This is a genomic window from Cellulomonas sp. 73-92, from assembly GCF_001898175.1.
Taxonomy (GTDB): domain Bacteria; phylum Actinomycetota; class Actinomycetes; order Actinomycetales; family Cellulomonadaceae; genus Cellulomonas.
Map to the genome: position 1 here is coordinate 42,593 of NZ_MKTH01000019.1, position 14,447 is coordinate 57,039.

The 14,447-nt window shown below is 70.7% G+C and carries 11 protein-coding genes; 1 reads left to right on the forward strand and 10 read right to left on the reverse strand.

From position 1 onward, the window contains the following. Positions 1 to 85: 85 nt before the first annotated feature. From BGO37_RS14300 to BGO37_RS14345, 10 genes are all read right to left on the reverse strand, one after another. On the reverse strand, positions 86 to 2,650 hold the full coding sequence (locus tag BGO37_RS14300) for an RICIN domain-containing protein (RefSeq protein WP_291755907.1): 2,565 nt from the start codon (positions 2,648 to 2,650) through the stop codon (positions 86 to 88). A gap of 189 nt (positions 2,651 to 2,839) precedes the next feature. Continuing rightward, entirely contained in the window at positions 2,840 to 3,679 is an 840-nt protein-coding gene (kduI, locus tag BGO37_RS14305; RefSeq protein ID WP_291755909.1) for a 5-dehydro-4-deoxy-D-glucuronate isomerase, read from the reverse strand. 44 nt (positions 3,680 to 3,723) lie between these two features. After that, positions 3,724 to 4,488 (reverse strand): 2-dehydro-3-deoxy-D-gluconate 5-dehydrogenase KduD, encoded by a 765-nt coding sequence (kduD, locus tag BGO37_RS14310; protein WP_291755910.1) that lies wholly within the window; start codon positions 4,486 to 4,488, stop codon positions 3,724 to 3,726. Further along, complete coding sequence (locus BGO37_RS14315) at positions 4,485 to 5,399, reverse strand: fumarylacetoacetate hydrolase family protein (protein WP_291755911.1); 915 nt, start codon at positions 5,397 to 5,399, stop codon at positions 4,485 to 4,487. Before BGO37_RS14315 ends, kduD begins: the two co-directional genes overlap by 4 nt. A gap of 31 nt (positions 5,400 to 5,430) precedes the next feature. Next, positions 5,431 to 6,636: a glycoside hydrolase family 88 protein gene (locus BGO37_RS14320; RefSeq protein WP_291755912.1), complete on the reverse strand. Its 1,206-nt coding sequence runs from the start codon at positions 6,634 to 6,636 to the stop codon at positions 5,431 to 5,433. 47 nt (positions 6,637 to 6,683) lie between these two features. Next, positions 6,684 to 7,391 carry a DUF624 domain-containing protein gene (locus tag BGO37_RS14325; protein WP_291755914.1) on the reverse strand — a complete coding sequence of 236 codons (708 nt, stop codon included), beginning with the start codon at positions 7,389 to 7,391 and terminating at the stop codon, positions 6,684 to 6,686. 5 nt (positions 7,392 to 7,396) lie between these two features. Beyond that, on the reverse strand, positions 7,397 to 8,260 hold the full coding sequence (locus BGO37_RS14330; protein ID WP_291755916.1) for a carbohydrate ABC transporter permease: 864 nt from the start codon (positions 8,258 to 8,260) through the stop codon (positions 7,397 to 7,399). Continuing rightward, entirely contained in the window at positions 8,260 to 9,225 is a 966-nt protein-coding gene (locus tag BGO37_RS14335) for a carbohydrate ABC transporter permease (RefSeq protein WP_291755917.1), read from the reverse strand. Before BGO37_RS14335 ends, BGO37_RS14330 begins: the two co-directional genes overlap by 1 nt. Positions 9,226 to 9,361: 136 nt before the next feature. Continuing rightward, positions 9,362 to 10,714, reverse strand: coding sequence for an extracellular solute-binding protein (locus BGO37_RS14340; RefSeq protein ID WP_291755918.1), 1,353 nt, complete (start codon positions 10,712 to 10,714; stop codon positions 9,362 to 9,364). Positions 10,715 to 10,800: 86 nt separating this feature from the next. Next, the gene (locus tag BGO37_RS14345) at positions 10,801 to 12,747 is read right to left on the reverse strand and encodes a DUF2264 domain-containing protein (RefSeq protein WP_291755920.1); all 1,947 of its coding nucleotides are present in this window, start codon (positions 12,745 to 12,747) and stop codon (positions 10,801 to 10,803) included. A 207-nt stretch (positions 12,748 to 12,954) separates the two neighbouring features. Here BGO37_RS14345 and BGO37_RS14350 point away from each other — a divergent pair, with 207 nt between their 5' ends. Beyond that, positions 12,955 to 14,049, forward strand: a complete 1,095-nt coding sequence (locus tag BGO37_RS14350) for a substrate-binding domain-containing protein (protein WP_291755922.1) — start codon at positions 12,955 to 12,957, stop codon at positions 14,047 to 14,049. Positions 14,050 to 14,447 lie beyond the last annotated feature (398 nt).

Below are 14,447 nucleotides of genomic sequence, written 5' to 3' on the forward strand. Positions count from 1 at the left end.
CTCCTCGTCTGTCGTGGGACGGGTCGACGGCGGCGTCGGCCGCCGGGGTGAGGCGCTGGGCGTCATCACCCCGGCGGCTCGTCGCTCACCCGATCGGTGTCCAAGGGCCGTACGGGTCACCGGGGGCCTGGTTGCGTGTCCACCACTTGGCCCGGTAGACGCTGCCCTGGTAGGTGACCGTCTGGCCCGCGGTGAACACCCGGGTCGGCGTCCACAGCGCGGTGCCGTCCGGTGCGCTGGCCAGCTGCTCCCAGGGGCCGTTCACATCACCGGGGGTCTGGTTCTGCGTCCACCACATCGCCCGCCACACCGATCCGGCATAGGCGACCTGGTCCCCGCCGGTGTAGACCGACGACGGCGACCAGGGTGTCGGGTTGGCGACCGTGATCTGCTCGGTGACGGTGATCTTGGCGCCCCAGGCGTTGCTGGCCGTGGCCAGCAACGTGTGGCTGCCGTTGGTCAGGGTGGTGGTGTCCAGGCTGAACGCCTGCTCCCCGTCGGCCGGCTGCCAGCGGTACTGCAGGCCGGCCGAGTCGACGCGCAGGTTGTACGCCTGCAGGCCGAGCACCGACAGCGCCACCGTCACCGTCACCGTCCCGGACACGCTGGCCCCGGTCGCCGGCGTCGTGAACGACACAGCCGGAGGGTCGGGTGCGACGACCTGCACCGTGGCGGTCACCGGATAGGTCAGACCGGCGAACGTCGCGGTGCCGGGGACCTGGACAGTGCCGGGGGCCGCGTAGCTGGCCGGGTCGAGCGCATCCCAGGCGACCGGCGCCTGCTCGGTGCTGGCCGCGTCGCCGTACACGACGCCACCCGTGCTCACCTCGACGCTGGTCGGCAGCACGGGGGCGACGCTGGCCTGCGTCGTCACCGACGGGTCGCGCACCGGGTTCACCCGGGTCAGCACCCACTGCTGGCTGAACGATCCGCCGGCCTCGTAGCTGGCGATCGACAGGCCGGAGCCGGTCGGGGCACCTTCGGGGTACTGCACCAGCTTGCCCTGCGGGACCTGGGTTGAGGTCGGGTTGATCGTCTTGCCCGACTTGCGGTTCATCAGCAGGACGTGACCGTTGCCCATGTCCCGCAGCCGCCACAGCTGGGAGCCCGACGAGGGGTCCAGCCCCTGCTGGAAGACGTTGGCCGCGTTGGCCGTGGAGCCGGCCTCGATGTCCAGGTACAGCCCGCTGTTGACGTTCTGGACCCGGTACCAGCCGGCTGCGCCAGTGGCGGGCACCAACCGCCAGGCCGTCGAGACGCTGTCGGCGCCCTGCGTCACCCAGCCCTGGGTCGGCTTGCCGTTGTCGGAGACGCCGGTACGGGTGTCGTCGTCTGCGACCTTCAGGTAGGCGCCGGCCGTGGCGGCGCTCTCCAGCCGCCAGGTGCCGTCGGCGACCACCGGTGAGGCGTCGGCCAGGTACTGGGTGCCGCGGGCCCACTCGACGGCGGGGGCCGCCGGGCTGGAGACCGCGAACATCGACCTGCCGTCGGGCATCGTGACCAGGCTGCGGCTGTAGGAGGTGAAGACCGACGAGTAGTAGTAGACCCAGCTGCCCGGGGCGCCGTAGTCGTAGCTGACGAAGACGCCGTTGCGTGATCCGTTGCCGCTGACGACGACCGCGCCGTGGGGGCCGACGTTCGGCAGGTTCGTCACGTACGGGGTGCCCACCGGCCGGTACCCGGTGTCGGGGATCTGCACCTGGTAGTTGCGGTTGGCGTCCTGCTGCCAGTTCTCCGGGTCGTCGCTGATGCGGTAGTTGACGGCGCATCCGCCGACGGCGGTCTGCGAGACCGCGGTGCCGCAGTACTCGTAGGTGGCGATGTACCGGCCGTCGTTCATCTCGGCCATCGAGAACATGCCGGGCCGGCCAGGCGTCGCGTAGCTGGCGGACGGGGTCCTGCCCTCGGCCGCGTCGAACACGTCCCAGACGACCGGGCCCCAGCTGAGCCCGTCGGTGGAGACCTGATGGACGAGCATCTGACCGACGTAGGACGGGCGCTCGTCGGAGTAGTAGACGACCAGGCGGTTGGGCCCGCCGTCACCCCGGTCATAGGCGTACAGGAACGGCTCCCAGATGGGGTCCTTGCCTTCGACCGCCGTGCCGCCCTGGGCGACGGTGGACACGTACTGCCACGTCTTGCCGACGTCGGAGCTCTTGTAGACGTCGATGTAGGAGCTGTAGCCGCCGGGGTCGTTGTCGTGCTGGACCCACTTGCGGGCCAGCGCCGACAGCAGGATGGTCCCGGCGGGCATGTCGCCGACCGCGACCGGCAGCTCGTACAGCTGCCCCTGGGACGTCAGCTCGTACCCCGGGCCCCGGTCGACCTGGTTGTACACGCCGGAGTACGAGTAGTCCCAGGTCTTGCCGAGGTCGTCGCTGCGGAAGACCGGGATGTGGCGCTTGGCGTCGTCGGCGTCGGTGTTGCCGTAGTAGACCTGCAGCGACCCGAGCATGACCCCGTCGTCGGCCGGGTCGGCCTGGTGCTGCAGCAGCAGCGCCCGTGGGTACTTCGCCTGGCTGACGTCGGCGACGACGCCGGTCTGGGTGGCGAAGTAGTGCTCGTACTGGTAGCCGCCGTCCCCCTCGGCAGCGGCAGCGGCGGCCGGCGTGGTCATCGCCAGCCCCCCGATCAGGGCGGTCGTCGTCATGCCGACCGCCCACCTCCTCCATTGTCCAGACATCGCTCTCCTTTGAACAACCGATCAACGGCGCGCCCGTCACCGCGAGCGGTGCCGGCGGCCTGGGGACGACTCTTGGAGCTGTCGGTCTGCCTTCAGGGTGTTGTCGATCACCTCGTCTCTGGGTCGGGTCGGCCCGTCCCGGCCACCGGGTCGAACTCACCGCATGGCGGTCACGGGGAAGCCGTCCATGTCGTCGAAGGCCTGGTTCTCCCCGGCCATGGCCCACACGAAGGAGTAGGCGGCGGTGCCCACCCCGGCGTGCACGGACCAGGAGGGGGCGATGGTGGCCTGCCGGTCGGCCACGACCATGTGCCGGGTCTGGCCGGGCTCGCCGAGCAGGTGCAGCACCCGGGCATCGGCGGGCAGGTCGAAGTACAGGTAGCACTCGGTGCGCCGGTCGTGGGTGTGGGCGGGCATGGTGTTCCACATCGAGCCGGGGTGCAGCTGGGTGACGCCCATGACGATTTGGCAGGAGCGGATGCCGCCTTCGTGGATGTACTGGTTGAGGGTGCGCCGGTTGGAGGTCAGCGGGTCGCCGAGCTCACGGACGGTGCCCTGGCCGGGCAGCACGAGGGCGGCCGGATACGTGGTGTGGGCCGGGGCGGAGAACAGGTAGAACTGGGCGCCGGGCTCGTTCGGCTCGGCCGGGGTGTCGGCGAACACCACGTCGCGGGTGCCGCGCCCCAGGTACAGGCAGGCGCCCGTGGGCAGCAGGTAGACCTGCCCGTCGGCGGTGACCGTGCCGGTGCCGCCGACGTTGACGATGCCGACCTCCCGGTGCTCCACGAAGTACTCCGAGCGGATCTCCTGGTACGTCGCCAGGACCAGGGGCTGACCGGTGGGCTGGGCGCCGCCCAGCACGACGCGGTCGTGGTGGGTGTAGACGAGGCGCACCTGCCCGGGGACGAACACGGTCTCGACCAGGTAGCGCCGGCGCAGCTCATCGGTGTCCATGGCGACGATGTGCTCGGGGCTGGTGGCGTAACGCTGTTCCACTGCTGTTGTCTCCTTGTCAGGACCGACGGGTCTGTGCTGCGCGGTCAGCGCACGAGCCAGCCGCCGTCGACCGGGATGACCGCGCCGTTGAGGTAGTCCGAGGCGGCTGAGGCCAGGAACACGAAGGCGCCCTGCAGGTCGCCCGGGGTGCCCCACCGGCCGGCGGGGATGCGCTCGGCGATCGACTTCTCCCGCTCGGAGTCGGCGCGGATCGGGGCGGTGTTGTCGGTGGCCATGTAGCCGGGGGCGATCGCGTTGGCGTTGACGCCCCGGGAGGCCAGCTCGTTGGCGAACGCCTTGGTGATGCCGGCCACCGCGTGCTTGGCGGCGGTGTAGCCGGGCACGAGGATGCCGCCCTGGAAGGACAGCATCGAGGCGATGTTGATGATCTTGTCCGACCCTTGGGCGGCGAACCGCCGCCCGGCGGACTGCGACAGGTGGAACACCGCGTCCAGGTTGATGGCCAGCACGTCGTCCCAGTCCTTCGCGGAGTGCTGAAGCAGCGGGGCGCGGCGGATGATGCCGGCGTTGTTGACCAGGATGTCGATGTGCCCGCTCGCCGCGACGATGCTCGCGACGAGCAGCTCGATGTCGTCGGCGGTGGCGGCGATCAGGTCGGCGGTGAACCGGTAGGCCGTGCGGCCCAGCGTCTCGATCCGCTCGGCGGTCTGGTTGCCGTCGAGCACGTCGACCAGGGCGATGTCCGCGCCGGCCTCGGCCAGCGCGAGCGCGGCGCCCTGGCCCAGGCCGCGGCCGGCGCCGGTGACGATGGCGACCTTCCCGTCGAGGCGGAACGAGTCGAGAATCATGGACGTCCTCCTTGGTGCGGTGCGATTCGGGCGTCGGCGCTCGGGTCGACGAAGGTGGTGGTCAGGCTGCCGAGCCCGGCCACGCGCACGGTGACGGTGTCGCCGGGGGCGAGCGGGCGGTGGGCGGCCAGGGCGTCGGGCAGCTTCTGCGGGGTGCCGGTGGAGATGACGTCGCCGGGCTGCAGGGTCACCACCTGGCTGAGGTAGTGCACGAGGAACGGCAGGGCGAAGACCATGCTCGAGGTGCCCTGGGACACGGTCAGGACGCCGTCGCGCTCGACCTGCACGAGCAGGTCGTGGAAGTCGGGCACCTCGTCGGCGGTCACCAGCCAGGGCCCCAGCGGCCCGAAGCCGTCGAAGCACTTGCCGAGCTGCCACTGCGAGGAGCGGGTCTGCCAGTCGCGGGAGCTGACGTCGTTGAACAGGGTGTAGCCGGCCACGTGGTCCATGGCGCTGTCCAGGGGGACGTCGTGGGCGCGTCGGCCGATGACGACCGCGATCTCGCCCTCGTAGTCGACGTGCTCGGCCGCCGCCGGCAGCGGCACCGGCTCGCCGGGTCCGATCAGGGTGTTCGGGGTCTTGACGAAGATGTCCGGGTAGGGCGGGTCGCCGGCCGTGGGGTCGGCGCCGTCCGGCACGTGGCCGCGATAGTTGTAGCCCAGGCACCAGATCGCGCCGGGCCGTACCGGGGGCGCCAGCCGCACCTGTCCCAGCGCCGGCAGGCACGCCGGTGACGTGCTCGCCGCCAGGTCGCGCATCGCGGCCAGCGCGGCGTCGTCGGCCACGATCGCGTCGACCGTGCCCGGCAGGCCTGGCGTGGTGCCCAGGTCCAGCACCCGTGCCCCGTCGCGGTCGGGCACGAGGACCCCGGGCCGTTCGTGGCCGGCGGCGACGTAGGTCACCAGACGCACGAGCGGGCCCTCGTCTCGGGTCGCCGGCGGCTCACCAGTACCTCTTCCAGTCCGCCAGCGTGTGGCGGGCGAGCGCCTCCAGGTAGAAGTAGTCGCCCCACAGGCAGCCCTCGTCGATGCCCCAGCCGGCCGGCAGGCTGTAGACGGCGTGCAGCAGCAGGGCGTCGGAGTCCACACCTTCGGCGGCCGGGGTGTAGCCGGCGACCAGGGCTCGCAGGATCTGCACGCCGGCGCCGGCGTAGGCGTCGGCCCGGGCGCCGTCGGGTTCGACTCGCGCCAGCTCGTGCAGGCCGCAGGCGGCGATGGCGGCGGCCGAGCTGTCGCGCGGCTGGCCGTCGCCGTCGGTGAAGTCGAGGTCCCAGAAGGCGACGTGGTCGGCGGGCAGGTGGGCCAGGAAGTAGTCGGCGCACCGCTCGGCGGCGACGAGCAGCTCCTGGCTGCCGGTCGCCTGGAAGTTCAGGGCGAAGCCGTAGATGCCCCACGCCTGCCCGCGAGCCCAGCAGGAGTCGTCGCCGGCGCCCTGGGCGGTCGTGCCGCGCAGCGGCTGTCCGGTCACCGGGTCCCAGTGGAACGTGTGGAACGTCGAGTCGTCGGCGCGCACGATGTGCTCCGCCAGCTGTGCGGTGTGCCGGCGCACCGCGTCGGCGTACCGCTGCTCACCGGTCTGCTCGAACGCCCAGCTCAGCAGCGGCATGTTCATCAGCGAGTCGATGATCGTGCGGCCCCGCTGCTCGGGGTCGTCCAGGTCGCCCCAGGCCTGGATGATCCCGGCCGGCTCGAGGAACCGGCCCATCAGGTGGTCGGCGGCGGCCAGCGCCGCGGCACGCGCGTCCTGGTCGCCGGTCAGCCGCCACGGCGCCACGCAGGCCAGCGTGTACAGGAAGCCGAGGTCGTGGGTGTCCAGGTCCTCCCCGGCGCGCTGACGACGCTCGAAGTCCAGGGCGTGCCGGGCGGCGGCGGCCCGGAACTGCTCGTCGCCGGTCAGCTGCCAGGCCAGCCACTGCTGTCCGGGGACGAACCCGGTGGTCCAGTCCCGGTTGGCGCCCTCGGGGAAGGGCCCGCTTGCCGGCCGCAGCGGGTAGCGGTTGTGGTGGGTGGTGTCGTCGGGGTACTCGTCGGCGAAGCGGGCGATGTTGCGGCGCACGATCTGGGCCGCGGCGCCCACCGCGGGAGTCAGCTCTCTGGCAAGCGTCGAGGCGCCCGCGTCCGGTGCGACGTGGGCAGGCGATGTCGTCATGGTTGTTCCATCTCTTGTGTCGGTCTGGTCAGCGTTCGGGCAGGCACTCACCGAGCGAGGCTCGAGCCGGGGTCCAGGGCGCGCAGCATCTGCCGGCCGGCGCCCCACACCGCGTACAGCAGCGGTGCGGCGGTCAGGCCCAGCCCGAGGGCCGGGCTGGCGACGACCACGCCCGCCAGCAGCCACAGCACCCCGAGCGCGACGAGGGTCAGGTACCAGCGGCGCACCGCCAGGACGAAGCCGACCTGCACCAGGTCCCGCAGCCGGGCGGTCGGGGCCTGGGACGCCACGATCAGCGCCACCACGGCGGTGGCCGCCGTCAGCACCATGAGGACGGTCAGCACCGGGATGGCCAGGGCTCCCACGCGCAGCCCCCACACCGCGCGCACGTCCACGGCCATCACGGCGATCAGCCCGGTCGCCGCACCGCCCACAGCGATGGCCCGTCGAAAGCCGTGCCGGTAGGCCCGCGCGTAGGTGCGCACCACCGGCGCCGTGGAGTCGGCGGCGTGGGCGGCGAAGGTGGCGAACGCCGCGACCAGCGCCGGCCCGCCCAGCGGCGCCAGCAGCACCGCCGCCGGCCAGGTCTTCGCCCCGTCGGTGGCGACCAGGACCGCGAGCAGGGGCAGGCATGCCATGACGAGCAGGGCGTTGGTCGCCAGCCCGAGGTAGATCGTGCTCAGCACCGTCTGATAGGCGTCGGGGTTGAGCAGCGGCGGGCGTCGGACCCCGGCGCGCGTATCGGTCGTGGCCATCGTCATCAGCCCTTCAGCCCCGTGGTGGCGATGCCCTGGACGAAGTGGCGTTGGCCGAGCATGAAGATCAGTGCGATCGGCAGCACCGACAGCACCGAGCCGGCCATGATCAGCGCGTACTCGGCGTTGTACTGCGAGATGAAGCTGCGCAGGCCGAGCTGGATGGTCCAGATCTCCGGGCTGCGCAGGTAGATCAGCGGGCCGAGGTAGTCGTTCCAGGTGTTGGTGAACGTCAGCAGCGTCAGGCTGGCGATCGCCGGCACGGACAGCGGCAGCATGATGCGCCAGTAGATGCCGTACTCGGACAGGCCGTCGATGCGGGCTGCCTCGGACAGCTCCTCGGGGATCGACTCGAAATACTGCTTCATCAAGAACACACCGAAGGCGGCGAACGCCTGCAGCGCGACGATCGACCACAAGGTGTTCGACAGGTGCAGCTTGGAGAACAAGATGAACTGCGGGATCATGTACGACTGCCACGGCACCGCGATGGTCCCGACATAGGCCAGGAACAGCACGTCCCGACCCGGAAAGCGGGTGCGGGAAAAGCCGTATGCGGCGAAGCTTCCGGTGAGCACCTGCAGGAACGTCACCGCCACCGACAAGACCAGCGTGTTCTTCAGCCAGGTGCCCATGTCGGCCTTCGTCCAGATGTCGATGAAGTTGCTCCACCGCACTGGGTTGGGAATCCACTGCAGCGGGATGGTGAAGACCTGGTTGTTGCTCTTCAGGGAGGAGATCACCATCCAGACGAAGGGAAGCAGCACTGCCGCGGCGGCCACGATCAGGGCGCAGTAGCCCAGGACGCGACCGGCCACACCCCACGGGCGGCGGCGGGTGACGCGGGCGCCAGCCGTGACGACGGCCATCAGCGGTCCCTCCTCTTGTTCACAAGGAACTGGTAGATCGTGACGAGAATGCAGATCAAGAACAGCGAGACGGCGACCGCCGAGGCGTAGCCGAACTGGTTCTCCCCGAAGCCCTTCTGGTAGATGTACTGGCTGAGCACGAGGGTCGACTGTCCCGGACCGCCGTTGGTCATCACGAGGATCAGGTCGAACACCTTGAAGCTGCCGATGGTCAGCATCACGGTGACGAAGAACGTGGTGGGCCGCAGGCACGGCATCGTGACGTTGCGGAACCGCTGCCACGCGTTCGCCCCGTCCATCCGGGCCGCTTCGTGCAGTTCGGCGGGAACGGTCTGCAGGCCGGCCAGGAACAGGAGCATGTAGTAGCCCATCTCCCGCCACGTGCCCACGATGATGACGGCGGGCATCGACCAGGTGGCCGACGTCGTCCAGCCGGGAGCGTTCTGGACGCCGATGGCGTGCAGGAACTGGTTGATCGGCCCGTACTGCGGGCTGAACAGCATGTTCCAGACCACGGCGATCGCGACGATCGAGGTGATGTAGGGGAAGAAGGCGACGGTGCGGAAGAACGCCATGCCGCGCAGTCGTCGGTTCAGCAGCAGCGCCAGCGCCAGCGAGCAGGCCAGCGTCAGCGGGATGTGCACCGCGGCGTAGTAGACCGTGTTGAGCAGGGCGACGTGGTAGCTGCGGTCGGCCAGCATGCGGGTGTAGTTGGCGATACCGATCCACTTCGCGGTGCCGAACACGTTCCAGGTGGTGAACGACACGTAGAACAAGATGAGCACCGGCACGAGCGTCAAGACCGCGAACCCGATGAAGTTCGGCAGGACGAAGGTCCAGCCGACCAGGGTGTTACGCGCCTTGAGCCGGCTGCCGGGGCGGCGCTTGGTCGATCGCCCGCGGCGTGCCGGGGGCGATGACGGCGAGGCTGCACGCCCGGCGCTTGCGATTGCGGCGGTGGCCATGGGTGGCTCCAGGATCTGAGGCGGTGTTCGGTGTGCAGGCCACACCCGCGCGGCCGGCGGATCCGGGGGCGTCCTTCGCGGGGACGCCCCCGGAACCTGTGCTGCGGGACGGGGCCGTGCCTTCTGGGCCCGCCGGTCAGCCGGCGTTGGCCTCGGACTTGGCCCGGTCCTGCGCCTGGCTGATCGCGTCGTCCACGGACGAGGACCCGGACATGATCGCCGAGTGCATGTCGCTGAGGATGTTGACGATCGCGGCGGTGCGGGTGTCCACCGGGTTCTCCACGTGCACGTCACGGGTCGACCAGGCGAACTTCGACAGGTCGTCGGTCGGCACGCCCTTGGCGGAGAAGAACACGTCGCTCACCGCGTCGTTGATCAGCGCCGGCGTGATGCCGATCCCGGCCACGGCCTTGGCGCCGTCCTCGCCGGCCGCGAACGTCAAGAACGCCTTGGCCGCGTCGACCTTGTCCTTGTCGACCTTCGCGTTGATGCTCAGCCCGGTCGGGTCGGCGAAGGACACCGGGACCTTGTCCAGCTTCGTGGTCGACGTGTCGTACTGCGGGACCGGGGCGACACCCCAGTTGAACGTGTCCGCGTCACCCTTCGCCTGCTGGGTGGCCAGGGCCGCGATGTACCACGACCCGATGTTCATCATCGCCGCCTTCTGGGTGCCGAACTGCGCCTGGTAGGTCAGGCTGTTCGTCGTGGCGGTGCCGAAGTCGATCTGCGCGCCCTCGGACTGCAGCTTCAGCGACCGCTCGTAGTACGGCTTCAGGAACTGGAAGTCGCCGGACAGGATGTCGGCGCCGGGCGTCTGCCCGGCCGCCAGCCCCCAGTCGCTGGTCGGCCACACGTGCTGGTAGGCGGCGTAGGCGTCCGAACCGGCAGCCTTCAGGCCCTTCTGCAGCGACTCGGCCGCGGTGACGTAGTCGTCCCACGTCCACGAGCCGTCCGGGTAGGTGACCTTCGCCTTGTCGAACAGGTCCTTGTTGTAGAACAGCAGCCACGCGTCCTGCCGGTACGGCACCGCCCACGTCTTGCCGTCGACCGTGTACTTGTCGACGTTGGCGGTCGCCGGGTCGAGCGAGGCGGCGACGTCCGAGACGTCCAGCGCCATGCCGGCGGACTGGTAGGTGGGGAACGTCTTCAGGCTCTTGTGGACGAAGATGTCCGGCGCCGTGCCGGCCGCCAGGTCCGCGGTCAGCTGGGTGTCGTAGTTCGCGGCGTCGTACTCGACGAGCTTGATCGTCAGGTTCGGGTACTTGGTGTGGAAGCCGTCCGCCAGCGCCTGGAACTCCGGCGTGCTGGCCAGGCTCCACGCCGCCATCGTCAGCGTGATGGGGGTGTCAAACGTCGGCTCCGCGCTGGCGCTCGTGCTCGGGCCGGTTCCGCTCGTCTCGCCGGTGCCACCGCCTCCGCTACCGCACGCTGTCAGTACCAGGGTCGCCGCGGCGGCCATGGCGATCGCGGCCGGGATTGTGCGCTTCATCTCCTCGCTCTCCTTCGAGGTCGGGGGCCCGGTCGCCCGGGCCTGAGTTGAACCGGCGCCACGGCGGCGACCGGCACAGGCAGGGCTCAGGGCAGGTCGGTGGTGGTGGTCACCCCGTCCGGCCACACCACACGCGCGGACGGGTGCCGCGCGTCGATGTCGAGCGACGGCTCGTGCCGCTCGGTGCGCGAGGACGGTGTTCCCTCCAGCACCACCAACGCGGCCGACCAGCCTCCGGCGTGGACCGGGAAGTCGGCCCACGGGGTCGTGGACGCCTCGCCGAGGATGCTGGCGCCGGTGCGGTGCTCGCTGCCGGTGGCCAGTGCCTCGGTCAGCGGCAGCACGCTCGAGGTCAGGCCGTCGCCGTCCACCGTCGCCCACCCCCCGACGCGCAGCCGGGTGGGCACGGTCGTGGCATCGTCCGCCAGGGAGTCGACCCGGACCAGGCGCACCTCCCACGGTCCCCGCACCAGCGAGACGACCGTCAGCGTGCCGGCGTCGGTGGCCTCGCCGGTCCAGCCGTACCCGTGGTTCCACTGCTCGACGTCGGGGGTCAGCCAGTGCGCGGCAGCCCGCGAGCCGCCCACCCCCACCCGGGTGCCGTCGGCGCACTCCTCGACGCGCAGTGCGAGCCTGGTCAGGCCCGTGCGGTGGGTCGCCCTGCCGTCGCCGTCCAGCAGCACCGCCGACTGGTCGACCGGTGAGGCCCAGCTCGCCTCGTCCAGCCACGGCGCGGTGGCCGTCGAGTAGCCGATCCGCGCGTACAGCCCGGAGTCGCCGCGGCGGTCGCCCTCCACCGCGTGGTCGGTGCCGTGGTTGACGATGCGCACGATGCCGTCCCCCAGGGTGCCGGCGATCAGCCAGCCCGGTCCGCGCACCGAGCGCAGCACGTCGCCGCGCTCGACGGGCAACGGCTGCTCCACGGCGGTCCACGCCGGGTGGTCGGCCGGCAGCGACAGCCCGAGCAGGCCCTTGCTCGCCCAGTACGGCGACCCGGTGCCCGAGTACGCCTGGGCCAACCCCTGCCAGGAGCCGAACCAGCCGGTCGTCAGCAGGCCACGCTCGTCGGGCACGCCTTGCTCGGCGAAGTGCTTGACGATCCCCGAGGCGGCGCGGCGCAACACACCCGGCGCGACGCTGGGCACCTGCGCGATCGCGCCGACCCAGAACGGGGCCGCCGCCGCGAACCGATAGATCAGGCTGCGGCCCTGCACCAGCGGCCCGCCGTCCGCCCCGACCAGGGTGATCGCGTCCTGCAGGTAGCGGTCCAGCAGCTGACGGTCCCGCTCTCGGCGAGGTGCGGCCAGCTCCTGCGCGCCGTCCATCCGAGCCCACAGCGTGGGGTACAGATGCAGCGCCCAGCCGACGTAGTGGTCGAACGCGCGCTCGAACCCGTCGGAGATCCAGCCGTCGGCCTGGAAGAACGAGTCGTGCGTGGCCAGGTCGTCGGCCATGTCGTCGCTGGAGTAGGGGCCGCCGACCGACTTCAGGAACGTCTCGACGACCAGCCGGAACCAGACCCAGTTGATCCGCGGGTAAGTGTGGTCCCCGACCGCCTCGGCCAGGTAGTCGACCACCCGGTCCTGCACCGGCGAGTCCAGCCGGTCCCAGATCCACGGCCGGGTCATGTCCAAGACCAGCGCGATCGAGGCGGCCTCCACCTTGGCCTGCGGGTGCTCCGACAGCCGCACCCAGCGGTCCGGCACCGACGGGTCGGTGCCGGTCGCGATGCCCTGCGCGTACCACTCCGCGAGGTTGTCCGGGTCCTGCCCACGCTCGCCGGCCAAGCGGAACCCCGCCGCCAGGAACGTGCGGGCAAACCCCTCCAAGCCGTCGATGTCACGGCCGTACCCGCCCTCGGGGCCCGGCACGGTGATGCGCCCGTGACCCGGCGAGGCGTACGGACGCACCGAGCGCAGCAGCCGGTCCGCGAACGCCGCCCACCGCGCACGATCCCAGCCGGTCAGCGGCGACGTGGGCGCCTCCGCGTGCCCATCAGCATCCACCAGCATCGTGCGCTCGTCGTGTGCCATCAGGCCCTTCTCCGTTGAAGCCCGGAAACGCCGGCCTCCTCACCGAGGCCGATCGGTGCGCTCACCGAACTGACGAGAGCCGAGTGAAACGGTCACACTCGCTCACTGTCAACGTACTCATGTCGTATAGTGATCGACTTTGTTGCATTGCGTACTAGTCTTGAGGGCACACGTCCGTAGGCATCGGCAGGAAGGAGCGGATTCACCATGGCCGAAGGCGCCGACAGCCCGCTGCTGGTCGCCGCGCGACGAGCCCACCTGCTCAAGGTGCTCGAACGCGACGGAGCCGTACGCATCTCAGAGGTCTCCGCCGAGCTCGGCGTCGCACCAGTGACCCTGCGGCGCGACATCGTTGTGCTCGAACGAGAAGGACGGCTGCACCGGGTGTACGGCGGGGCCGTCGCGCTGCCCGCAGCCGAGGTCCGCGACCCGGTCCTGGGCGACGGCGCCTTCGGGGTGCTCGTGCCCTCGCTCGACTACTACTGGCCCGGCGTGGTGCGCGGCATCGAGGACGAGGCACGCAGCCACGGCCTGCGCATCGTGCTGCGGGGCTCCTCCTACGAGGCGACCGACGAGCGCCCCGTCCTCGAACGCCTGGTCGAGACCGAGAACCTGCTCGGCCTGATCGTCGCCCCCAGCCCGATCGGACCCCGATCGCAGGCCGTCGCCCAATGGCTGGGCGCATCGAGAATCCCCCACGTGCTCGTCGAGCGCGACGCCTCACAGTCCCTGCACGGCGAGGCACTGGAGTCCGTCGTCTCCGACCACGCCCTCGGCGCCCTGCTCGCCGTCAAGCACCTGGTCGACCTCGGCCACCGCCGAGTCGGACTCGTCCTGCTGCAGTCGCCCACCTCCCGACGCATCGCCGCCGGATGGCGCGCCGCCTGCGCCGAACTGAAGCTCGCCCCCGACGAACGGTTCGAACGCGTGATCCCCGACCGCCTCAGCCACACCTACCCCAGCGCGATCAAGAACGTCGGCGAGATCGTGCACGCCGCGCTCGCCAACGGCATCACCGCACTGCTCGTCCACGCCGACCCCGAAGCCGTCGCACTGGTCCAACACGCCCAAGCGGCCGGGGTCTCGATCCCCGGCGACCTGTCCATCATCGCCTACGACGACGAGATCGCCGGCCTGTTCAGCCCGGCCCTCACCGCCGTGCACCCGCCCCGCGACGACGTCGGCCGAGCCGCCGTCGACCTACTCGTCAAACGCATCACACACCCCAACCGAGCAATCCACCGCACCGTCGTCAGCCCCCGCCTCGTCATCCGGCAGTCCACAGGCCCAGTCGCCAAGTAGGTCGACACGAGCGAAAACCGCTTGCCCGCGGCCAGTGTCCACAACCAATCGCGTCGCTCACACGCGCCGCCCGCCTCTAGTTGGCTGCCGGCCCCTGCGGCGCTCGTCGAAGGCGCGCTGCGCGCCGAAGCGGCGAATCTCCGCTGACGGGCTACCTGGACCGCGACATTGACGCGGTGTTGCGCGGAACCCGGCGCGACCGACCGCCACCGCCGCGATGACCACGTCGGCGCAAGGCGGTTCGACTCGATGATCAGGTGGCGGGACGCGCCTGGCACCGCCGCCAACTCCACATCGTGCGTCACGGTGGTGGACGCGTAGTACGTGATCGAGAAGAAGTCCGGTTCAGCCGTCGCGATCGTGTCCACGTCGCCGTGGTCTACGGCCTTTCGCGTACA